The sequence below is a fragment of the Veillonella parvula genome (assembly GCF_902810435.1).
Lineage (GTDB): Bacteria > Bacillota > Negativicutes > Veillonellales > Veillonellaceae > Veillonella.
Genome location: NZ_LR778174.1, coordinates 151,225 through 175,753, shown reverse-complemented (window position 1 = coordinate 175,753; position 24,529 = coordinate 151,225). Strand labels below are relative to the sequence as shown.

The following is a 24,529-nucleotide window of genomic DNA, read 5'->3' as shown; positions in this document are numbered from 1 at the left end:
TGCAATTATATCGTTTAAATGATATAATTACAGTATAAGAATGATGAACAAATACTTTTAAAACTATAAGGAGATAACTATGGGAATATTACGCGAAACAATTCGTCCATCCTCTGATTTACGAAATAAGTATCCTGAAATTTCTAAAACCTTACAACTTAAAGATGAGGCTGCCATTATTACTGTAAATGGTCGTGGAGATACTGTAAGTCTCGGCTATAATACATATAATATGTTAAAGTCAAAAATAGAATTATTATCCTCTCTTGTAGAAGGACAAAACGATATCATTCAAGGTCGCACCACTACACTTGATGAAGCTTTCAACAGTATCGATAAAATGCTAGATCAAATGGGGTAACTCTATGAAATCCCAACCCTACACAATCATTCCTACTGAAAAGTTCAATAAAGAGCTACATCAACAAATACTTTATATAGCTATGCAGTTTTCAAAAGAAACAGCTATACAAGTAAAAGAAAATATTCAAAATTCAATTTCAAATCTTATGAACCATCCATATATGGGGACTACACCTAAAATTAGAGCACTTAATGACAGTGACTTTCGAATGTTGATTTTAGAAAAGCTTATTATTTTCTACACAGTTGTAGAGGAAGCTAGAACTATTTATTTAATCTCTATACTTGATCAACGACAGGATTATGTAAATATACTAAACGGATTATAACATTTGAACTAAACCAGTGCTTCTTTAAAAATTAAATACCCTTCAAAGTGGTATATCCTAAATCTAATCGGTACATTTTTACTCATGTAACATAGATTTTGGGTATACCTTTTTTATTCCTACATTTTATAGATATTTATATAGATAAACTCACGTATTTACGCTATACTAATAAATGATTAATATACACTTATAGGTATGTGAAAGCAAATGCCTCTTAGATTATCAATTATATTTATATATACAGCTCGTTGTATAAAATACACAAAATTCTATGTATAAAAATAAATGATAGTCATTTTTAGTCCCAGTTAGGGCATAGGCTTATTAAGGAGTTATTATGAATCGCATTGTTGTTATTGGCAGTTGCAACATGGATATTGTAGTCCTCGCGAACAAACGCCCTACTGCAGGCGAAACAATCATGGGCAACGAATTGCACATCGCTCACGGTGGCAAGGGAGCAAACCAAGCGGTGGCTGCGGCTCATCTAGGTGCAGAGGTCACTATGGTCGGCTGTATCGGTGAAGATGCATACGGCCATATGATTATAGATAATTTAAAAGAAAATTTCATCAATACAGATTACATCGTTACGGTACCGAATACTACAACCGGTACAGCACACATTACATTAGCTGAAGGCGATAATAGCATCATCGTGATTGCAGGCGCTAATGCTAAGGTAGACCAGTCCGTAGTAGATAACGCTTGGTCTGCTATCGAGCAAGCCGATCTTGTAATGGTTCAAAACGAGATTCCTATTCCAACTATTGAATACATCGTTCGTCGTTGTCACGAGGCTAATGTGAAAGTCCTCTTAAATCCTGCTCCAGCAGCCGACCTCGATTCGGAATGGTTAGAATTAGCAACCTATATTACGCCAAACGAACACGAGTTATCTGCGCTCTACCCTAATCAATCTACAGAGGAGATTTTACTAGCTAACGAAAACAAAATCATCGTTACCCTTGGTAGCAAGGGTGTAGGATATGCCGATAACGGTGAAATTCACATTGTACCTGGCTTCAAGGTTGAGCCCGTAGATACAACAGGTGCTGGCGATACATTTAACGGTGCCTTTGCAACGGCTATCGTTAATGGTAAAAGCTTAGCCGACGCTCTACACTACGGCAATGCAGCAGCGGCCCTCTCCATCCAACGCTTGGGGGCTCAAGGTGGCATGCCAACAAAGGACGAGGTCGCCGCATTCCTAGCAGAACACATATAGATTGAAAAGGAGATTACCATGCAACGACACGGTATTTTAAATAGCCATATTGCTAAGGTGCTTGCTGATTTAGGTCACACAGATACAATTTGTATCTCAGACTGTGGTTTGCCAGTACCTGAAGGGGTTCAAAAAATCGACTTAGCTTTGGATTTTGGTGTACCAAGCTTTGAGCAAGTAGTATCCATCATCGCTAAGCATATGAAATCCGAAGCAGTTCATGTGGCAACAGAAATTAAAGAAAACAATCCTAAGGCTTACGCCTTCTTAGAGTTTACCTTCCCATCCGATCAATACAAATGGATTGAAACGAGCCACGATGCTTTCAAAGAAGCCACGAAACAATGCAAATGCATTATTAGAACTGGTGAAACATCTCCGTATGCGAACATTATCTTACGTGCCGATTGTATTTTCAGCGATCGTCCCTAAAATAATAGATTAACCAACTAAGTTTATACGTTAAGGAACTGAACCTATAAATCAGTTTATGTAAATTAGATAGCTTAGTTTTCAAAGATTATCTAAACATCTAATCTATTACATATATCAAGAGATACTTTCATCAGTCATATAGGAGTAGTTATGGAAATTGTTATGTCAGGCATTGCGAAGGCATTTGGTACAAACCAAGTACTGCGCGATGTAAGTATTACCCTCAAGGAGGGCGAAGTTCACGCCTTGATGGGCGAAAACGGCGCCGGCAAATCTACGCTCATGAATATCCTCACCGGTATTCACAAGGCGGATGCTGGTACGATTACCATCGACGGCGTAGAGCGAACCTTCCCGAACCCGAGAGAGGCCGAGCTAAACGGTGTGGCCTTCATCCACCAAGAGCTTAACATTTGGCCAAATCTAACATTGTTAGAAAATCTATATTTAATGAGACCAAAGCGCAACAAATTTGGTATGCTCGACAAAAAGGCGATGCTCACTGAGGCTGAAAACACATGCCGCGAACTAGGCATCGAATTGCCACTCACAACAGAAGCAGGCCTTTGCTCCGTTGGTCACCAACAAATGACGGAAATTCTTCGTATCTTGATGTTAGATGCAAAGGTTGTCATCATGGACGAACCGACAGCAGCCCTCACAGAGCGTGAAACGGCGACATTGTTCAACATGATGCGCAAAATGAAAGCACGCGGCGTTGCTATCGTATATATCTCTCATCGTATGGAAGAGGTATTTAGCGAATGTGACACAATTACGGTTATGCGTGATGGTCACACAATTATCACTAAACCAACATCTGAGATTTCTGTAGACGAAGTGGTACGCCACATGGTAGGCCGTTCCATCGACGAGTTCTACCCTGCTCGCACTACAACACCGGGCGATGTGGTTATGAACGTGGATAACCTCAAACCAGAAGGTTTCGACAACGACATCTCCTTCTCCTTGCGCAAAGGCGAAATCCTCGGCGTAGCAGGTCTCATGGGTGCTGGCCGTACAGAAATTATGCGCGCCATTTTCGGTGTAGATAAACACAACGGCGGCACCGTAACAGTAAACGGCTCCGTCCTAAACTGTAAAAAACCAGAAGATGCCATCAAGGCTGGCATTGCTTTCATCACAGAAAATAGAAAGAGCGAAGGCTTGATTCTTGATTTCTCCATCGGTTCTAACATTACATTGCCTAATCTTGGCGAAATTTGCCCCTCTCATGTACTTGATAAGGGCAAACTCAATTCCTTTGCTGACGAATTGTCTAAAAAACTAGGCGTTAAAACACAATCTATTCACGAACCCGCATCATCCCTATCCGGTGGTAACCAACAAAAGGTGGTTATCGCGAAATGGGTCGGTAAAAAGCCATCTATTATCATCATGGACGAACCTACGCGCGGTATCGACATCGGCGCCAAGCGTGATATTTACGATTTAATGAACGAATTAACGAACGATGGTGTGTCCATTATCATGGTGTCCTCTGAGTTACCGGAAGTGCTCGGCATGAGCGACCGCGTTATGGTCATTCATGAAGGTCGCGTAGCAGGTATCTTGGACCGTAGCGATGCAACACCAGAATCGATTATGACATTAGCCACAGGAGGACAATAATGGACAGCAAAGCTCTACAATATGTAAAAAAATTAGGCCCCCTCATCGGCCTCATCCTATTATTTGTAATTATCTCTGTCATGAACGACAGTTTCCTTGAATTCTCTAACTTGCGTAACTTGTTGCGCCAAGTATCCATCAATGCAATTATCGCCTTCGGTATGACCTTCGTCATCTTAACTGGCGGTATCGACTTATCGGTTGGTTCCATCCTTGCCCTCTCTAGTGCAGTGATGGCAAACCTCATCGTAACTGGTACTGACCCTGTATTAGCTATCGTATTAGCCGCAGGTGCCGGCCTTGTATTGGGCGGTATTAACGGTCTCGTTATTACCTATGGCCGCGTAGCTCCATTTATCGCTACCTTGGCGACCATGACAATCTACCGTGGTGCAACGCTAGTATTCACAGACGGTAACCCAATCTCCGGCCTTACACAAGATCCTCTATTCCACGGCTTTGGCCAAGGGGACATCGCAGGCCTTCCAGTTCCAGCTATCACTATGTTCCTAGCTTTCATCATTCTCTGGTTCGTATTGAGCCGCACCTCCTTGGGTCGTAAAACATACGCCGTAGGTGGTAGTGAAAAGGTTAGTTACATTGCTGGTATTAAGATTGACCGTGTTAAAATCTTCGTGTATGCCTTAACGGGTATGCTCTGTGGTATCGCCGGTGCAATCATCACATCTCGTCTTAACTCTGCACAACCTACAGCAGGTGCAGGCTACGAACTGGACGCTATCGCGGCGGTAGTTCTTGGCGGCACAAGCCTAGCTGGTGGTCGTGGTCATATCGTTGGCACATTAATTGGTGCCCTAATTATCGGTACCCTCAACAACGGGTTAAATATTCTCGACGTTTCCAGTTTCTATCAACAAGTCGTAAAAGGTATTGTCATTTTATTGGCGGTTCTTGCAGATCGCAAGAAAGCCTAGGAGGTTCCTATGAAAAAACTATTGTTACTGTTGGCGATGGCTATCATGGTTATCGGTCTTGTATCAGGCTGTGGTAAAAGCGCTGATAACGGCGGCGACAAAAAATCCGGCACCATCGGCTTCTCTGTTTCCACATTGAACAACCCATTCTTCGTAACTATGAAGGAAGGCGTTGAGGCTCAAGCTAAAGCGCTTGGTCTTAAAGTTAAAATCGTTGATGCTCAAAATGACCCTGCAAAACAAGCAAACGATATTTCCGACTTACTTGAAAGCGGCGTTTCTGTATTGATCATCAACCCTGTAGACTCTGCAGCTATCTCTACTTCCGTAGAAGCAGCAAATGCTAAAAACATTCCTGTAATCACTGTTGACCGCTCTGCTGATAAAGGCAAAGTAGTAGCTCACATCGCTTCCGATAACGTAAAAGGCGGCGAAATGGCCGCTCAACTTATCGCTGAAAAAGTAGGCAAAGCTGCAAAAGTTGCAGAAATCGAAGGTATCCCTGGTGCTTCCGCCACACGTGAACGCGGCCAAGGTTTCCACAACGTAGCTGACAAAGACTTAACAGTAGTAGCAAAACAAAGTGCTGACTTCGACCGTACAAAAGGTTTAAACGTAGCAACAAACATTTTGCAAGCTAACCCTGATGTACAAGCTATCTTCGCTCATAACGACGAAATGGCATTAGGCGCTATCCAAGCAGCTAAATCCGCAGGCAAAACAATCTTCATCGTAGGCTTTGACGGTACTGCTGATGCAGACAAAGCTGTTAAAGACGGCACATTGGCTGCAACAATTGCGCAACAACCGGACCAAATGGGTAAAATCGCTATTGATACAGCTCAAAAAGTTATCAAAGGCGAAGCTGTAGAAGCTAAAATCCCTGTAGATCTTAAAGTTGTTACAAAATAATTGTAAATAGAAACTGGGTACAAAAAAGAGTCGCATCCTTTGATGCGACTCTTTTTATTTTGGCTCTCGTTCCAAAAATTCTTTGAAAAACTCAATAAACTTTGGCAAATATGTTTGATCTAAACTTTCAATTGTCATATTACATTTGTAATTATAAGTAGTACAGATAGTAACATCTATCGCCAATGCACCCTTTTGATCTAACGAGAATGTTAAGGTATCCCCTTCTCCAGTTAATACATGGGTAAAGGTTGCTTTGCCTTTACACTTCTCATACAAATCGACTAATTCTTGATAGCCTTTACGAATTCCGGACCAATCGCTAGGATCAATATAGCCAGAACAGATATTATAGCCTCGTTTAATATATACGCCAAACACACCAAATTCAGATAACTCTACATCCATATCAAAAGCTATTGTTAAACTTGGTTCATTTACGATTTCATACATACTATTCACACTCCACAGACAAAAACAATTTCATTTATTATAACGTAACTATATGTAAAAATAAAATAGCGACTAGTTGATTATCTTAACTAGTCGCTATTTGTATGGTAGGACTTTAAAATTAGAGTTCTTATTACAGTGTTTTCTTAAAGAATATGGTCGTATGTACCTTTCCAGGTAGTTGTTTCCGTTTATATTCTTTAAAGCCAAAGCCTTCATACATTTTGGCAAGCCATGGGTGTTCTGCAGCAGTACCTAGTGTTACGGCTGGTGTTTTATATACATTGCGCAGTAGATTTTCTGCTTCAGTTAAAACTTCACGAGCATAGCCCTTTCCCTTATGTTCAGGGGCTGTCACAAAGTGTGCAATGTGCGGATATACGTCTGGCGTAGCTTTTGGAATCCAAGGCATGCGGAATGAAATAGAGCATACTAAGGAACCATCTACGTAGAGACCAAATACAGGATATTTTAAGATCCACACCCGAGATTCTTCTGGGCTAAAGTTAATAGCATCGAAGGATATAGGGTAGTTCTTATTCTCCGCATATCCTGCAATTAACACCTCGTGATATTCAGCCGCATCATCTACGGTTAATTGTCTAAATTCTTTCATATGTACCTCGTTTAAAGCGACCTAATTCTAAAAATATTAGGTCGCCATGAATTTCTATATTACTAGGATAGCACGCATTATTATGCTCTGTATTATTTATAGCACATATTATTATTTATAACGCTGCGCTATCTAGAGGTTGTTCACTATCTAGTGTAAGGTAACGGCTCAAGAATTTGCGTGTTCGTTCTTCTTTTGGATGTTCAAGAACAACCTTAGGGTCCCCTTGTTCTACGATGACGCCGCCTTCCATAAATACGACTTGGTCCGCTACTTCTTTGGCAAAGCCAATTTCGTGAGTAACGATAATCATCGTAACCTTGAGTTCTTTAGCAATCTTGCGAATAACAGCCAATACTTCCCCTACGAGTTCAGGATCGAGGGCAGATGTAGGTTCGTCAAAGAGGATAACCTCTGGGTCCATCGCAAGGGCACGAGCGATACCGATACGTTGTTGTTGGCCCCCAGATAATTGTACAGGATAGTAATCATCATAGCCTTCCATACCTACTTCCTTGAGGAAGCGTTGCGCGATTTCACGGGCTTGAGATTTTTTCATCTTTTTAACTGTTACAAGACCTTCCATAATGTTTTCAATTACTGTCTTATTAGAGAACAAATTATAAGACTGGAAGACCATGGATGTGTTACGGCGTACGTTTAGGATTTCCTTGTTAGACGCTTTATGTAAGTCTACAGAAATATCATTTAATTGCATTGTCCCTGCATCGGCCTTTTCAAGGAAGTTAAGCGTTCTAAGGAATGTCGTCTTACCGCTGCCAGATGGTCCAAGGATAACCGTTACAGATCCCGTTGGCACATGTAGGTCGATGCCCTTTAAAATTTCACGGTTCCCGAAAGATTTGTGAACTTGTTTAATATCTATCATAATGCATTACCTCGTTTATACTTGCTTGCATAGATTTCTAAACGATGGAAGATAAATTCAAAGACAATCCCCATCACCCAGAATAGACCGGCCACCACGATGTAGGCCTCAAAATACTGTGAATTTTCCTCTGTATATAACTTTGCAGCGCCGAACAATTCAATAACGGTGATAACGAATACAATGCTGGTACTCTTCATGGTGTTAAGAAACTGATTCGTAAATAGTGGCAACGCAAAGACTGTCGCTTGTGGCAACACGATGCGGCGGAACGCTTGGAACCAAGTCATACCGATGGCCTGAGCCGCTTCCATTTGCCCTTTCGGTACCGATTGTAAGGCAGCCCGAAAGATTTCACTCAAATAGGCCCCTGTGTGCAAGGTTAAGCCTACAACGGCTACGAAGGTAGCTGGCACCTTTTCAAAGGGCACATGCACCCCTGTTTGATCCTCTAATGCGAGGAAAAGAATTGGTAAACCATAGTACACGAGGTATAAGAGAACCATGTTCGGAATACTACGGCACAATAATACGTACAAGTAACTGAGCTGACTGAGCACAGGTACTTTGTTTTGTTGTAGCACGCAACTTAATAATCCTAGGATTGTACCCAAACTAACGCTGAGGAAGGTAATCATGAGGGTAACTTTCACATAGGGAATGACAGCAAAGAAGGTGCCATAAATATAGGTTGAATCGATTATATGTCCCATACGCCCCTACTCCTCACTGATCAAAATGCGTTGCGTTTCCTTGCCCGCAACGGTAAAACGTTTTTCAAGCAATCGGCCCAAGAGGGACACGATGATAATTAGAATACCATAAATGATGGCCGCATCGACGAATAGCTCAAGATAGCGCTGACTATTGCCGCCCATGAGGTCCGCCTTACGCATCATATCCACAACACCGACGTTAAAAATGAGCGCCGTTCCTTTCAACATGCCAATAACGAGGTTCGTCAACGGTGGAATGCTCATGGTGAAAGCCTGCGGCAAGATGATGCGCACATAGCTTTGGAACTCGGTCATACCAAGGCTTTTAGCAGCTTCCTTCTCACCAGGAGCCACCGCATCAATACTGGAGCGCATGATTTCAGCGCTGTAAGCTGCAATATGTAAGGTAAACACAGCGTACACAAATACGAGGCCTGGCACATTTTTCATGTTAAGCCCCATGTGGGACATGATTTCTGGTACCCCAAAGTAAATAAGGAAGAGCTGTACCAAGAACGGAGTGCCCCGCATAAAGGAGATAAATACGATAAATAATTGGTTTAATACTGGAACCTTCTTGAGGCGAATGATGGCTATGATAGAGCCTAAAATAACACCTAAGATGGCAGAAATAACGGTGATAAGCACCGTTACGTGCACATAATTCAAGAGCTGTGGAAACGCTTGGATCATGTAGGACACATCAAAATACTTGCCCACAGTAACACCTCGTTTCTAGACATAATAGAATAAGGCCGCCAAGGCGGCCTATCCGTTATTTTTGTGTTGGATCGAATGTGTAATCCCCACCAAGATATTGTTCAGAAAGTTTTTTCAACGTACCATCAGCACGCATTTCTTTCATAGTTTTATCAATTTTTTCGTTTACTTGTTTCATGTCATCTGTACGTTTAGACAAGAAATAAGTTGGTACTACGGCCAATACATCGCCTACGGCTTTGAGTGGCAAGCCACGGTCTTTAATAGCAGAGTTAATTACGTATTCGTACTCACCGGCTGCATCAGCACGGCCTGTAGCAACGAGGTTTAATGTTTCTGCACCTGCTTTATCTGTGTAGATAACTTCGATTTGAGGATTTGCTGTTTCGTTAAATTGTTTTACTAATTCGTTGAACTCAGAGGATGTAGTAACGGCGATTTTCTTGCCTTTTAAATCATCCAATTTAGAGATATCGTTGCGGTCGTTTTTAACTACTAATTTACGTGTAGAATAGTTATTAACCTCATTTGTGTAGTAGTATTTTGCTTCGCGAGTTGGGTTACGGCGCATTTGGTTCGCAATCATATCCACTTGGCCTGCATCCATTGCTACGAAGGCAGCATCAACGGCCATCGGTTTGAAGTTGAAATGAAGGTCTGGATTACGACGTTCAATTTCTTTCAACAATTCTACGTCAAACCCTGTAAGATTGCCATTATCATCCGTGTAGGAATAAGGGCGAACCGTACCACGTGTAGCTACGTTAATCACTTTAGCATCTGGATTTACTTTCGTTTCCTTAGATGTGTCGTCGCCACAGCCAGCTACGACAAGCACACCTAGTGCCAATGCGCCGATGGCGAATAATTTCGTTAATTTCTTTGTATTAAACATGTAAAACTCCTTCTTTTCGCAATGTTTGCAGGAATGACTCTACCTTATCTGTATGGGTAAAAGCCTCAATAACTCTATCTATTTGGTCAGCCTCCAAGATGAGGCCTAATTTAATGCGTATATCCTCTAAATTGAGAGGATTCTTCGGCGATCCTTTCGGATTGTTCACCGTTTCTGTGAAAGTATCTCCGTTTTTCAAGGTAACGGTTACTTTCGTAATTCGCTCCGTTTGAGATACCTTCGGCATATCATAGACACGCTCTATACGCGACATATAGTCCCGTACTGATTGGTCTATGCTGTCTATCTTAAATAGTTCATCCTGTACCACCCCATACGCGAGGACTTGGTACACGACGTACTCTATGGAAAACTGCCCTTCTCGACCTGTTTTTGGCGATGTATAGCGCAAGGCCGCATCAGCACCAGGTGGAAAATGAACAGTCACTCTATCTATATCCTTCCAAAGGGAGAAATCGGGGGTGGCACATAATCTACATTGATCTTGTTCCTCTGTATCTGGTGAAAGGTAGTTGTGTTTAGACACATACGAAGAAAATGTATATAGTCTATGTGCCACGATTTCTACTGCTTCAGCGCCACAAATGGCTGCCGAGCAATAGGGGTGAACTTTCATCCACAAACCAGGATCAATGAGTTGTCCTGGTGCTAGCCAACGGCTAGCAATGTCATTTGATGTAACGGTAATATTACCGATAGTTTTAAACCAACCTCGTTCGGGATCAAATGGGTTTGTACTTGTTTGAAGTGATGTATGTTGTAGCAGTTCGTAAGCCCATACGCCATTGCGTGCTGCCAGTCCCGCATGGAGCGGCTTACCATCTGTACCACTTTGAAAGAACATGCCCGCTGATTGTGTGGCAGCCAGAGATAGGAGCTGAGCCAAACTTTCACCATGAAGGCCTCGCAAAGCGCCTATAGCGGCCGCCGCCCCAATGACACCAACGGTCCCTGTAGAATGCCATCCTTGGGTTCGATGGGCAGGATTAATAAGGTAACCAATAATCCCCTCTAACTCGGCTCCGATGATATAGGCCCGAAAGAATTCGTTCCATGTATCGGTTGGTTCGAGCACGGCTAGTAAAGCAGAATATAAAACAGTACTGAAATGACCTGCCAGATTTGCCTGGGCGTCATCAAAATCTAAATAATGGGAGGCAAAGCCATAATACAAAGCCTTATCAACCTTAGATACATTCTCTATTACTAAACAAGTATTACCCCCTGATATAACCTTGCCATTCAAAACAGTGGAGTTCATATGACGGCCAACATCTGAGCCTATAGATGACTTAGCCCCTATGAACCGAGCCAAGTCTTGAACGGCTTGTTCGTTCTCTGCTGGTGCTAAGGCTGCTAGATAATCTAGAAAGGCAATACGAGCCACTGACAGTAGGTCCTCACGGTTCGTCACATCCGTTTGTTCTATGTAGTTCACAATCGTCTGTGTTACGGAATCCATGGAGCCTTCCTTTCAGTTATCTATAATTAAATATATTGATCGATTCGTCAGTAATATATCAGATTTCATAGTAAAAGATTTACTAAATACAGCTCATCCAACATATGAATTTACTATCTATTTTATTTACCAAATTTTTCAGCACGGTCATTTGGTTCTAACCAAATGGAGTCGTCTGGACCTTTGGGAACAAGGCGTGGTAGATCTTCAAATGGCGTATGGTCTACATAGTAGAAGCGTTTGCGCATGGAGTCGAAGTCTGTTGTGCCACCGAAGGCTGGATTAGAATACAAATCCTTCGCGTAGTTCCAAAGATTTGGATAGTCTACGAGGCGTTTTTTATTCACCAAGTATTTTTGGTAGAACACGAGGTCAAAGCGCGCTAATGTTGGGAAAATACGGATATCTGGATCGGTAATAGTATCACCCATCAAGTAACGTTGCTTGCTAAGGCGTTCTTCAAGCCAATCTAAGCGAGCAAAGATACAATCATAGTAGTATTCGTAATCTTTTTGGTTTGTTACGAGAGCTGCCAAGTTTACAGCCAAGTTGAAGTCAGCGTAGATGATTACATTCAATGCATCTATGTCGGCACGCAATTCCTCAGGATAAATATCTGGCGCATCAGGGGACACAAAATCTTTAAAACCTAATGCTAATTCTGTAGTCAACGCATGGTAGTCATTATTTACAACAGCACCTGTTGTAACATCTATGATAGCTGGTACTGTGGAGCGTGCATCGTAGTTAGGGTCACCTTTGCGATACGCTTCACCTAAGGAGTGAATGCCCAATACTGGGTCCTTCTCATCCTTATCAAGGGTAAAGAACCAGTCTGCAATTACACCTGCTGGACGCAATGGATCAACCGTACCTTTTGAAATCACTTTATCTAGGCCAAGCAAATCGATGGCAATAGCAATACGGTGAGCCCAAGGACAATGCTTAGACCATACAAGGCGGTAACGGTCCTTTTCTACAGGTAGAAGCCCTGGTTTACTGCCAAAAGGTGTTGTGAATTGAGGCTCTTCACTATCAGAATATTTTTGACGACGATTAAAATTCGATGCATCTTTACCTTCATACTCCTTCTGCTCCCCTTGAGAACGAGGGTTACTAGATTGAAACTCAGAAAAATCGATGGGACAAGGATTCATAGCTCGTTGGAACTCAACTTCTTTTCGAGCCGCCGCAATGGTAGGATCCTTGATTTTACTTACATCTACGTGTTCACTCATTCTATACTCCTTATAAAGGTCATCCCCATTAGCTTTATTCCACTTTTTATGGTGAAAGCTTTTGTGATATCCCTCAACTATTCCTACTAACTCAATATGAATATAAGCCTATATTATATTATTTAAAAACCTATGTCAATAGTGGGTATTTAAAATTTATAATATCTATTACAAACAAAAAGCTCGAGTTATATCGTTTCTAGATATAACTCGAGCTTTATTTAGATTATGTGTATTAAATAAACACTAGTATTGGTAAGATTTTTATTCGTGCGGTGTTGTATAGTTAATATCTTGTGCCTTGTAACTTTCACCATGAGCTAATACGTGAACGATGGTTTCTAATGTAGCACGTACGGTTTCAACGGCCATGCTTGGTTGATTTGGTTTATCCACCACTTGGGATGGCAAGTATGGGATGTGCATAAAGCCCGCCTGAATATTGCCCTTTTGCGCGGCATAGTGACATACACCATACATCAAGTGATTGCATACAAAGGTTCCCGCTGTATTGGAGACCTTAGCAGGAATACCGTTTTGATGTAACGCGTTGACGATATTTTTTATGGGCAATGTCGCAAAATAGGCACTAGGGCCATCGGCTACAACAGGCTCATCTTCCGGTTGATTACCCCCATTATCTGGAATGCGAAAATCGTCACAGTTAATAGCAACGCGTTCCACTGTAATATCAGGACGACCACCTGCTTGACCTACACATAGAATGAAATCTGGTTGGCACTGTTCAGCCGCTGCTTTTACAGTATCAACAGATTTATAACGAATGGTAGGAACCATTTGTGTCACTACCTTGTAATCACCATCAGTATAACCATCCATTGTTTTGACCGCTTCCCAAGCCGGATTAATAGGTTCACCGCCGAATGGATCAAAGCCGGTAATTAAAATTGTTTTCATCACACTACCTCATAACGATATCTTATGGTTCATTAGAATAATCAAACATGATACATAATCTTAGAAGGATATATCATACAGTCTCATAAGAATATCGTGCTTTCACAGAAAAGGGTTAAATAAAGTAATACATTAATAGAATATTCAATACGAGCATAATCAATGCAATTGGAAGTTGTGCTTTAATAACGCCGTATTGGTCGCGCATTTCAAGGAGCGCTACCGGTACGATGTTAAAGTTGGCAGCCATAGGTGTCATCAAAGTACCGCAATAGCCTGCAAGCATTGCTATAGCACCAACAGCCGCAGGGTTCGCACCATGAGCTACAACGAGCATTGGGATACCGATGGCACTTGTAATCATCGCAAATGCAGCAAAGGCGTTACCCATGATCATTGTGAAGATAACCATACCGATGCAGTAAGCCACAACAACGAGGAATACATTATCTGCTGGTACTACACTTGCGACTGCACTGGAGATAAGTTTACCAACGCCAGCCAAATTAAATAGATACCCAAGAGCCGCTAATAACTGGGACAAAATAGCAGTCCAACTGATAGCATCGATAAGACGACGACCTTCATGGAAACCTTGGTTAAGTTCGCCCTTTGTAATAAAAAGAGCAGCACACATAGCGATGATTGCGGCAATACCTAGACCAACAAGAGCGCCTAACTTAGTAAAGAAACCAATGAAGAATGTAATAATACCAACAAGTAACGCTGGTACGAAGATAACATTACCAATGCGAACAGCTTCGCCTTTTTTGAATTCGATAGGAGATTCAAAGTAATGGCCTTTGCCGAGTTGTTTTACTAATACAATAGCCGCCATAGCAATGACAAGCCAACCATTAATTTCCTTGGAGAGATAAGAACCAAAGATAAAGGATACGCTATATAAGAGCCAAAATAAGCCTGTACCAATGCGATATTTATGTTCTTTATCTAGAAATGATTGAATAGCAAAGATAAATAGAATAATCCCTACGAGAAGATATACATAATCTAAGGGCTGCATTTTATAGAATATTTCTAACATATTATTCAGCCTCCTTCTTCAATTCTTCTGGTGTAACAAGAATATTTAACTCATTAGGTACTAATTTACCAGCTTTCATATCCGCTTCGTCACGAGCTACAGATGCTTGAATTGTTTTATCAAAGATAATAAAGCGAATAAAGTTAACGATATAGGCACAAACAGCAGTTGGCAATCCGTACAATACCATATCTGTTAATTCTACAGAATAACCTAATTGTTCCATAACGCCTTTGATGAGTAATAACCCACCAGCAGCAAGGAATAAGTTTTGACCGAAGAAGTTACCTATATTATCTGCAGAAGCAGCCACACCGCGCACCTTATCAAGCGTACGTTGAGATACTGGACGGCCTTGAGCTACCGCAGCTTCACTCATAGGAGCAATCAATGGACGAACCATAGCAACCATACCGGACATGTTAATGCCAAAGGCTACAGTTACTTGACGCACAAATAAGTAAATCATAAAGATACGACCTGCCGTAGCAGCGTTGATCTTACTGATCAAAATTTCTGCCCGTTCACGCAAGCCGTGACGTTCCATAAGACCGATAACAGGTAAAATCAAAATAAATAATGACATATAACGATTTTTAACAAAGGCCTCTCCAATAGCACCAACGATATCGTTAATACTGAGACCACCTGCAAGGCCCGTTACAAAGCCTGCGGCTACGACAACTAACAAGGCATTAAAGCGCAGCATCAGACCGATGACCATCACTAAAATACCAGACAAAATCAACATATGGTCACATCCTTTCTACAAATCATCCATAACACATATAACCATAAAGATACGTTATATGTATATATTATATACTGAATAGTCATAATCTTACACAAAAAAATACCTTGTATCTAAATTTAGTGAATGTCCCTGATCTGCGATCAGAGCATAAAACACTCAAATAGAGTACAAGGTAATTTACATAATTAATATAACGCTTTCTTAATTAATTTAATTCTTTCTTAAATAATATAGTTGTATGCTGTTTTCCTCTAAAATGAACCTTATCATATGCCGTAAACCCAAAGGATTCATACATTTTAGGCAACCACGGATGCTCCTTAGCCGTTCCTAATGTAACAATATGCGTTTTAAACTGTTCTTTTAAAAGCTCCTCTGCATAGCCCAAGACTTCCCGTGCATACCCTTTGCCTTTGAAAGCTGGTGCTGTTACAAAATGAGCAATATGCGGATATTTATCCGGTGTTGAGTATTTCACCCAAGGCATACAAAACGTAATAGAACTAACTAATTGCCCATCAATATACAAGCCGTATACAGGATAATTTTCAATCCACTCCTTAGATTCCTCTTCCGTAAAATCAATAGCGTCGAAGCTAATAGGATAGTCTTTTATAGCTGCATAACCGTCGATTAGTACCTTATGATATTCTGCTGTGTCTGCTACTGTTAATTGTCTAAATTCTTTCATGGTCTTTCCCTCATATCTATATTTTATTCACAAACTACGTATATTAATTCACTTTGTGAAAGTAATTATACACCTATATGTATTTATTTGCAATATAATTACATAAATATTATATGAAATTATAATATCTATAAAGAGGATCTCATATGTAGTACCATAATATATACACAGAAGAAACTAATAACAAGATAAAACTATTGAGACAAATAAGTTATCAACTACGCCATATTGATAGATTTATATTACGTATTCTATTTTTAATCAAAAAGAATGACACCAACCATAAAATGATTGATGCCAAAGAATACTCGTAAGATAAAATTGTAATATTTGACGGATAGACAAAATAAATTATGTCTCCTTAATAGTAGTATTATACATATAAGGAGACATAACTCAAAATCTTTTTAAAACACTTTTAAAATTATACGTTATAAATGATATACTTACGCCCTATCATTGGACATCCAATCACAATAAAACAGATTTTTTTCATATGAAAATCTTTCGATTCTATTAACCGCGACCTTTAATAACGCGAACACGTTGAATATCAGGAGTACCATCTTTATGTTTAGAAATAGTATCTACTCTAATACGTTCAAGTTCTGGTTGGAATTCTTTAAGCGCTCTAACCATTTGATCATCGGCGACAGCACCGTTTTGAATAGCCCTGTAAATTAATGCAGCCATTTCATAACGAGTCATCATACGATCTCCACCAAATTTACCGTCTGGATACCCCACAATAATACCATTACCTGCTAATGTCGCCACATAGTCGTATGCCCAATGATTTTCAGGTATATCTGGGAAAAGTTGCATCTTATCCAAATCCAAGGAGTTGAGCTGTTTCCCCTCAGAAACCTTCATGAGTATGCCCTTCACATTTTCAAGCTCAGCACGAAGATCTTTGATTTCTTTCGCCATTGCTACTCTAGAAGTAGACACATGATTGCCTTGACCGATTTTCATGCTAACACCAGCGTTCAACATATTTTCACCGCCGCCGAAGGAACCACCTACACTAAATAGAGTATCCTCATTTGGACGATAGAATGCACCGATTGAAGCTGCATGAGCATCTTTGTAGTTACCATAGCCTGCAGCGATATCCCATTTATCATCAGGATCGAAATCTAGAGGGTGAAGTGCTGCCAATGCGGCTGCCCCTGCACCAACCCTATTCATACGACTATCAATATTCTTGATATTTCCACCGATTTCTTTTAATTGACTTACATTAACGGCATCCGTATCAGACGTACCTGCTGCAACATTGGTGATTTTCTTATTACCTGCATTGATACCAGTTTCTGTGATGCTAGGACCATTCTTAATTGTCAAGCCATTATTGTTTATTACGGTATTACCAGTTGTTACAGATTTAAATGTCGGTGTATCGATTACAGATACTTTATAATCTACACCACCAATTGCATTTGTCCCTTTAATTACGCTAATATTGTTACCTTCCGATACGGAAGAGTATTTACCTGCCCCATTAGCTACAGCCTTCAATTGGTCTTCTGTTGCCGCTTGACCACTAGTTATGTTAGCAGGGTCCCAGGTCTTATTAGTCAAATTATTCACTGTACCAGCTGTGCCATTAACAGTTACTTTACCTGCTTGTATTGTTCCTTCAGAACCCTTAATAGAAATTTGCTTATTAGGATCTGTTCCAAGAGTAATATCATCATTGAGGTTTACTTTATAAGTCTTAGATCCATCATTATTAGTTATGGAAGTTACTGTTGTATTTTTACCATTCTCTAGTTTTGTTGTAGCACCAGCTACCGCTTTACTCAATTGACTCACATTTACTGCATCTGTAACATCAGTACCGTCAGCGACATTAGTAATCTTCTTTCCACCCGCATCGATACCAGTCTTAACAATCTTGGGACCACCATTAATAGTCAATCCATCAGTATTCATAACAGTATCACCGGTAGTTACGCTGTTCAAACCTTTCAAGTCCTTAGCTAGACGAACTTTTAAGTTGCTATCACCATCGGATATAACACCGATATTGTCATCAGTAGTCAATTTACTTACATCGGTAATACCACCAACTACATTCACTTGTTCGTTAAGTTTCTTCTTGATAACAGCGCCTGTATCTCCGCCATACTTCATACCGTCATCTAAAGTTGCAACATCATGCTTGTCGCCATTCTTTTCTTCGATTACTAAGCGAGTAATATTTTTGCCATCAATACCAGATTTTCCGTCGCCCCCCTTGATAGAAATAGCGTTATTACCATCCTTGCCATTCAAACCAATAGATCCATCTTTACCATTGATAACAACAGCTGAACCATCTTTACCGTTAACTCCGATGGAACCGTCTTTGCCATCAATACCTTTCTTACCAAGGACTAGATCATCATTTACATTAACTTTGTAAGGATTAGCAGCTGAGCCATCACCTTCAACAGTTGTATTTTTACCATCTTTAAGAATAGTCTTACCTGCTGCAATAGCGTCTTTCAGTTGACCAACATTTACTGCATCCGTATTATCAGTACCAGCCGCTACATTAGTAATCTTCTTATTGCCTGCATCGATGCCGTTCTTAAGAATCTTAGGACCACCATTTATAGTCAAGCCATCCGTATTCATAACGGTATCGCCGGTAGTTACACTAGTCAGATTTTTCAATTCTTTTGCTAATTTAACATTAAGCGCACCATTTGCAGATACTACACCAATATTGTCATCAGACAATTTATTAGTATCGGCACCACCTTTGATATCTAACTGTTCACCTAATTGTTTATTGATAACAGTTGTATCGTCACCTTTGAAGTTTAAGCCTTTTACAATGGTTTTATTGATATTTGTAATATCATTTTTATTATTTTTTACACCGTCACTAACATATTTTAATTGGTCTTCTGTTGCTGCTTGACCATGTACAACTGTAGGATTATCGATATCCCATATACGGTTAGTCAATTCATTTACCGTACCGGCGCCAGTTATTTTAACTATTCCCGCCTTAATATCACCTGTTGTACCATGAATTGTAACCTTATTTCCAGCTGTAATCGTACCAGTAGTACCATCTATAACGACTTGTTTATCAGCATCTGAACCGAGAGTAATCTTATCGCCTAATCCAACTGTATATTCTTTACCGCCAGCAGCGTTAACTCCTTCTGTAACGGTTACGTTAGCATCTTTAGCTTTTACAGTTGTTGCTTTGGCTGTACCACCAATTGCGGCATTTAATTGATCCACATTGACAGCATCAGTTCCAGCAGTACCTGCTGCTACATTAGTAATTTTTTGACCACCCGCATTCAAACCATCTTTATTGACATAAGTCTTCCCATTGATAGCCAAGCTACCATCAGGTCCTAAGTTAATATCTTTTTTAAGTTTAACATTTAGTTGAGTACCATCAGATTCTACACCAATATTATTATCTGTCAAGTCCGCAGAAGCGCCACCCTTAATAGATAACTTATCACCCAATTGCTTATTAATATCTGTACCAGTATCACCAGCGAAGTTCAATCCTTTTGCAATAGTAGTATTGATATTTGTGATATTTGTTGTATTGGTATCTTGTTGTACTTTGGATGCGATATCTGTCAATGTAACTTGTTTTTTATCGCCTTTATCATTAGCTACAGTCAATACCATGTTGCCATCACCGTCAACTTTATATTTACCTTGGCTATTTAAATCAGGGTTTGCTACCAAACGATAGTCCCCTTTTCCCACTTCGGTAAATACATTACTCAAATCAACATTGACTTTACCTGTATCGTTACGTTCCAATGTCAAAGTTTTACCATCATTGGATACACTACCACTTGTAACAAAGTTATTTTTAAGGCCTGTCACATTAGCGGTCAAACCGTTTGTACCGGTTAGATTTGCAATGCCGTCACCATTAGCTTGATAAGTTGCTGTACCACCGGTCACGTATTTATCCTTTGCATCAACGATACGGTTGATATCTCCGATATTAGCACCATTTGTAATGACATCTCCACCGCTAGCAACGCCTGTAATCTGTTTGTTCCCCGCATTAATACCATCTTTTACGATTTTTGGACCTCCGGTAATAGTCACACCGTCAGTATTCATAACCGTATTACCAGTTGTTACACTAGTCAGATTGTTAAGTTCTTTAGCCAATTTAACATTCAGCGTATTTATTCCATCGGATACCACACCAATATTGTTGTCGCTCAATTTAGATACATCTGTTACCCCGCCAACAACATTAGTTTGTGCACCTAGTCTTTGAATAAATTTATTATCCGTAGCTCCTGCAGCCTTTACATCACCTGCATACACTACGCCTTTATTCACTTCAGTATTCACCGCATATAATTGGCTACCATTTATAGCATCGGTAGATGTAGCAGAAAGACGTCCAGCTGCTACGTTAGTAATGGTACGCTCTACACCTGTCTTGCCAACACTTACTGTAGAAGTAGGATTAATGCCTGCAAAATTATGTATTTCTCCATTGACCGTTTCAGACGTAGTACCAACTGCTGTTGCAGTTTCAGATCCAGAACCGATAGCTACAGCATTTTCATTCTTTGCATTTGCTTCATTACCGATAGCTACACCATTCTTTACTGTTACGTTAGCCTTATTACCTATTGAGGTACCATTTAATCCAGTAACAGAAGTCGAAGACCCTATGGCAGTGCCATCTACTGCAGTAACATTCGTGAGTCTACCAAGTGCCGTTGCTCCTAAAGCTTTTGCTTTGGCTTGATAGCCAACAGCTGCAGACTGCCCACTCGTAGCATTTGACCATGTTCCAATCGCCACACTAGCATCATCTTCAGCCACCGCATTTGTTCCCATAGCAATAGACCATCTTCCCTTTGCCTGCGCATTACCACCAATTGCATAAGCATAGGTATTTGTAGCTTTCGCTAAACTTCCCATCGCCAAAGAAGATTCTTCTTGAGCATGAGCAACGCTACCAATAGCAATAGCATGAGTCTTATCCGCTTTTGCGTCTCCACCAATAGCAGCAGCATATTCTCCAGAAGCTTTAGCATTTGCACCTACAGCAACTGCATTTTTAGCTGATGCATATGCTACGCCACCAATAGCAGTAGCATTTTGAGCCGTAGCATTTGAGCCTCCACCAAGAGCAGTCGAATATTGAGCCGAAGAATTGCTATGAGCACCTATCGCTAAAGCAACTGTACCTAAAGCCTTAGCATAACCGCCTATTGCCACATTATTAGGATCAGATCCTGTCTCAGTTCCATTTCCCAATGACATACCTGATCCTGTCCCTTCAGGAATTACTGCATAAACAGTGTTCAATGGCAGTGCTATACTTCCCGCCAATGCAAGTGCACATAAAACAGTACGCGCACTCGTTCCACCACTTCCGCTGATTTTTCCACGATTATTAGCAAATTCCGAAACAACCACATAACATTTTTTCACCCGACTCCAAATGACTTTATAAATCCGGTTCATAACACTCCTCCTAAATTTCTTCTGTTACACTAACTAATTACACTAAAAATACACTATATATTAAGATAAAAGATATATACTCTCTGCCAAAAACACCTCTTCAAAAACAGGTAAGTATATATTTTAAAATCATTATTACATTATTATTATTATAATAATTCAAGAACCCCAAAATCTTAATTATTATGCAATTCTATTTATAGTGCTAGAAAACAAAATAAGGCTACTTTGATTTGTAAAAATTTCGCAGAAAAACCATATAAATCAAGGCAGTCTTTTTTAAATTTCATTATAACATAATGAAACTTATATGAAAAGAAGTATAAGAGAGGCTCTGTCAGATATTGAGACATTTATCTAACATATCTTTTTTTGATTAAAAGTAGAATACATATTCAAAAAAACATATCATATAATACAAAAGCATTTTAGATAAAAAAACAGGATGTATCAAAAGATACATCCTGTTTTGAGTTTTTACAAACTCTAGAAAAGTTAATTCTATTGATTATTGTATATACGGGAACCGTATACGTCACGTTCATTTTTAGGTTCGTTATTAACGCGAACACGTTCAGTTTTATGACGATCGTTATCATCACCAGAAATACGATCAACACGGAAGTGGTTAAGACGAATATTTTGTAATTCAGGACCGAATTCATTCAATGCACGTTTCATATTTTCGTCAATAGGAGCACCATTTTGAAGTGCACGGTACAACATGGTAGCGAATTCGTAACGAGTCATCTTAACATCGCCTTTGAATGTGCCATCAGGGTAGCCAACAAGGATACCATTACCAGCCAATTGGCTAATATATTGGTAAGCCCAGTGGTTGCGAGGAACGTCTGGGAATTCAGCAGTTTTGCTTGGATCAATTGCATGTGGAGTCAAGATTTGTAACAAGTTATTATATTTGTTTTCCATATCTTGAAGACGTGCGTTCAATTCAGCAATTTCACGACCCATAGCTACGCGGGAACGGGATTCAGGGGAACGTTTACCTAGGCGAATAGATACACCTGCGTTCAATTGAGTTTCACCAGTACCTACAGTGCCACCAACGGAGAACATTGTATCTTCGTTAGGGCGGTAGAATGCGCCCAACGCAGCGGAGTTAGCATTATGGTAGTGACCATAACCAGCAGCAATTGTCCATTTGTCATCTGGGTTGAAGTCCAATGGATGCAATGCAGCCAATGCAGCAGAACCTGCACCTACTTTATTAACGCGTCTTTCAACAGTACCAACACGACTAGTCAAGTTCTTAATATTGTTATTGATTTGGCCAGGTGTGGAATTGTTGATTTGTGTTTGTAAGTCATTAGCTACGGAATATAATTGGCTACCGTTTACAGCATCTGTAGAAGTAGCGGAGATTTCCCCAGCCGCAACATTTTTAATTTGACGCTCAGCACCAACTTTACCTACAGACACGGAACCATTAGCAGCAGAACCTACGCCAGCAAAGCCACCGAACGTATGACCAGCGATTGTTGCACTACTTTGTGCTGTAGCTTCGCTTGTAGTGGAACCTGTACCTAAAGCGATAGAGTTTAAATGTGTTGCATTTGCATGATCACCAATCGCCATAGCATAGTCAGCTGTAGCACTTGCATCAGAACCAAACGCATTAGAACGCACGTTAGTTGCCTGTGCACCAGCGCCAAATGCTTGAGCATGATCACCAGATGCAAGAGCAGAGGAACCCATAGCAACAGAATGATTATTGGTTGCTTGTGCGCTAGAACCAATCGCATTAGATTTATAGCCAGACGCTAGTGCTTCATAGCCAATAGCTTGTGAGCGAACTTCGGAAGCCTTTGCACGAGTACCAATAGCGGTAGACCATGTACGTTGTGCTTCAGCAGAATGACCAATAGCAATAGATTCATTCATCAACGCTTTGGAAGAATTCCCCATTGCTAATGCAGAGGTACCTGCTGCAGTATTGTTAACACCTATAGCGACAGAATTACTTTTCCAGTCACCAGTTCTCTTTGTAGCATCATCTGGCTCATTTTCATAATCACGATCACGGAAGTTTGCATCAGATTCTTTTACAGTATTACCACTACCATACGCAACTGCATTATTAGCACCTGTAACAACATTAGTGTTGTCCATTACAACAGAAGCAGCGTCTACTGGATTAACATTCGCACCAACAGCAGTGACAGCAGCCAATACAGCAAATGCTAATTTTTTGGAATGTTTCATTTCTCTCATCTTACACCCTCACTAAATTAAAAAATTATCCAAATTACAATACAATTTTTCATTCTCTCTATGTTCCGTCTCTCACCTCGGTCTGAACAGGCGCATATTCTAAATTAGCATAAAGAAATACCCCTAATCAGTTTAAGAAAAATTTATATTGTCGATTACCCGCATAGCATATCAAAGTTTTACGATATACACAACCCTTTTTTCTAACACAAACCAAATTACCAAGTCTTTATACCTATCAAAATCCGCTTTATTCCTAGCTTTACAGGGAAATAAATTTTACTCATTATTTCCCCTTATGAGTTAAATTTTTCGCAACTTTGTAAACTTTTCTCATATAACAAACTGTATAACTTATAAATAAATAACCACCTTATAAGTACGCAAAATATACCTTATATCCTCATTAATTCACATTCACACTTAATTCATGAATTATATGTGAATTAAACTGTTTTGTATATTTAATCAACAACTTAACATTTTATTATAATTTTATATTTCTATAGCGCCAGTATCTATCAATGCAAATCGGTGCCCCAAAAAACGCTAACGAGAATGTTATGA

The 24,529-nt window shown here is 40.1% G+C and carries 21 protein-coding genes; 7 read left to right on the top strand and 14 right to left on the bottom strand.

The window, feature by feature from the left end:
- The first annotated feature begins 79 nt into the window (after positions 1–79).
- The 7 genes from FNLLGLLA_RS00575 (at position 80) to rbsB (ending at position 5,837) form a co-directional block, all read left to right on the top strand.
- Positions 80–361, top strand: a complete 282-nt coding sequence (locus FNLLGLLA_RS00575; protein ID WP_004694230.1) for a type II toxin-antitoxin system Phd/YefM family antitoxin — start codon at positions 80–82, stop codon at positions 359–361.
- 4 nt (positions 362–365) lie between these two features.
- Positions 366–692 (top strand): type II toxin-antitoxin system RelE/ParE family toxin, encoded by a 327-nt coding sequence (locus FNLLGLLA_RS00570; protein WP_004694233.1) that lies wholly within the window; start codon positions 366–368, stop codon positions 690–692.
- A 340-nt stretch (positions 693–1,032) separates the two neighbouring features.
- On the top strand, positions 1,033–1,923 hold the full coding sequence (gene rbsK, locus FNLLGLLA_RS00565; RefSeq protein WP_156697054.1) for a ribokinase: 891 nt from the start codon (positions 1,033–1,035) through the stop codon (positions 1,921–1,923).
- Between the two features lie 18 nt (positions 1,924–1,941).
- Entirely contained in the window at positions 1,942–2,355 is a 414-nt protein-coding gene (rbsD, locus tag FNLLGLLA_RS00560; RefSeq protein WP_156697053.1) for a D-ribose pyranase, read from the top strand.
- 153 nt (positions 2,356–2,508) lie between these two features.
- A complete protein-coding gene (locus tag FNLLGLLA_RS00555; protein WP_118091120.1) occupies positions 2,509–3,990 on the top strand; it encodes a sugar ABC transporter ATP-binding protein in 1,482 nt (493 codons plus the stop codon).
- The gene (locus tag FNLLGLLA_RS00550; protein ID WP_004694241.1) at positions 3,990–4,925 is read left to right on the top strand and encodes an ABC transporter permease; all 936 of its coding nucleotides are present in this window, start codon (positions 3,990–3,992) and stop codon (positions 4,923–4,925) included. The genes FNLLGLLA_RS00555 and FNLLGLLA_RS00550 overlap by 1 nt, the downstream gene beginning before the upstream one ends.
- A 9-nt stretch (positions 4,926–4,934) precedes the next feature.
- A complete protein-coding gene (rbsB, locus tag FNLLGLLA_RS00545; protein WP_008603259.1) occupies positions 4,935–5,837 on the top strand; it encodes a ribose ABC transporter substrate-binding protein RbsB in 903 nt (300 codons plus the stop codon).
- A gap of 54 nt (positions 5,838–5,891) precedes the next feature.
- Here the strand turns inward: rbsB and FNLLGLLA_RS00540 are convergent, their stop codons facing one another.
- The 14 genes from FNLLGLLA_RS00540 to FNLLGLLA_RS00475 all read right to left on the bottom strand — a co-directional run bounded on the left by FNLLGLLA_RS00540 (position 5,892) and on the right by FNLLGLLA_RS00475 (position 23,962).
- Positions 5,892–6,290 (bottom strand): hypothetical protein, encoded by a 399-nt coding sequence (locus FNLLGLLA_RS00540; protein ID WP_039965416.1) that lies wholly within the window; start codon positions 6,288–6,290, stop codon positions 5,892–5,894.
- A 133-nt stretch (positions 6,291–6,423) separates the two neighbouring features.
- Positions 6,424–6,906 (bottom strand): GNAT family N-acetyltransferase, encoded by a 483-nt coding sequence (locus FNLLGLLA_RS00535; RefSeq protein WP_004694248.1) that lies wholly within the window; start codon positions 6,904–6,906, stop codon positions 6,424–6,426.
- Between the two features lie 115 nt (positions 6,907–7,021).
- Entirely contained in the window at positions 7,022–7,795 is a 774-nt protein-coding gene (locus FNLLGLLA_RS00530; protein WP_101928632.1) for an amino acid ABC transporter ATP-binding protein, read from the bottom strand.
- A complete protein-coding gene (locus tag FNLLGLLA_RS00525; protein ID WP_156697052.1) occupies positions 7,792–8,508 on the bottom strand; it encodes an amino acid ABC transporter permease in 717 nt (238 codons plus the stop codon). The genes FNLLGLLA_RS00530 and FNLLGLLA_RS00525 overlap by 4 nt, the downstream gene beginning before the upstream one ends.
- A gap of 6 nt (positions 8,509–8,514) precedes the next feature.
- Complete coding sequence (locus FNLLGLLA_RS00520) at positions 8,515–9,231, bottom strand: amino acid ABC transporter permease (protein WP_004697693.1); 717 nt, start codon at positions 9,229–9,231, stop codon at positions 8,515–8,517.
- A gap of 55 nt (positions 9,232–9,286) precedes the next feature.
- The gene (locus tag FNLLGLLA_RS00515; RefSeq protein WP_008603275.1) at positions 9,287–10,126 is read right to left on the bottom strand and encodes a transporter substrate-binding domain-containing protein; all 840 of its coding nucleotides are present in this window, start codon (positions 10,124–10,126) and stop codon (positions 9,287–9,289) included.
- Positions 10,119–11,609, bottom strand: coding sequence for an MmgE/PrpD family protein (locus tag FNLLGLLA_RS00510; protein WP_174892144.1), 1,491 nt, complete (start codon positions 11,607–11,609; stop codon positions 10,119–10,121). The genes FNLLGLLA_RS00515 and FNLLGLLA_RS00510 overlap by 8 nt, the downstream gene beginning before the upstream one ends.
- Before the next feature lie 122 nt (positions 11,610–11,731).
- Positions 11,732–12,847 (bottom strand): glutathione S-transferase C-terminal domain-containing protein, encoded by a 1,116-nt coding sequence (locus FNLLGLLA_RS00505; RefSeq protein WP_174892143.1) that lies wholly within the window; start codon positions 12,845–12,847, stop codon positions 11,732–11,734.
- A 264-nt stretch (positions 12,848–13,111) separates the two neighbouring features.
- Positions 13,112–13,765 carry a pyroglutamyl-peptidase I gene (pcp, locus tag FNLLGLLA_RS00500; RefSeq protein ID WP_077707927.1) on the bottom strand — a complete coding sequence of 218 codons (654 nt, stop codon included), beginning with the start codon at positions 13,763–13,765 and terminating at the stop codon, positions 13,112–13,114.
- Positions 13,766–13,880: 115 nt separating this feature from the next.
- Entirely contained in the window at positions 13,881–14,810 is a 930-nt protein-coding gene (locus FNLLGLLA_RS00495; RefSeq protein ID WP_004697680.1) for a DUF979 domain-containing protein, read from the bottom strand.
- A gap of 1 nt (position 14,811) precedes the next feature.
- Positions 14,812–15,561, bottom strand: coding sequence for a DUF969 domain-containing protein (locus FNLLGLLA_RS00490; RefSeq protein WP_024062049.1), 750 nt, complete (start codon positions 15,559–15,561; stop codon positions 14,812–14,814).
- Between the two features lie 208 nt (positions 15,562–15,769).
- A complete protein-coding gene (locus tag FNLLGLLA_RS00485; protein ID WP_004694271.1) occupies positions 15,770–16,255 on the bottom strand; it encodes a GNAT family N-acetyltransferase in 486 nt (161 codons plus the stop codon).
- A gap of 516 nt (positions 16,256–16,771) precedes the next feature.
- Entirely contained in the window at positions 16,772–21,730 is a 4,959-nt protein-coding gene (locus tag FNLLGLLA_RS00480; protein ID WP_174892142.1) for an ESPR-type extended signal peptide-containing protein, read from the bottom strand.
- A gap of 501 nt (positions 21,731–22,231) precedes the next feature.
- Complete coding sequence (locus FNLLGLLA_RS00475; protein ID WP_174892141.1) at positions 22,232–23,962, bottom strand: S-layer homology domain-containing protein; 1,731 nt, start codon at positions 23,960–23,962, stop codon at positions 22,232–22,234.
- Positions 23,963–24,529: the final 567 nt, after the last annotated feature.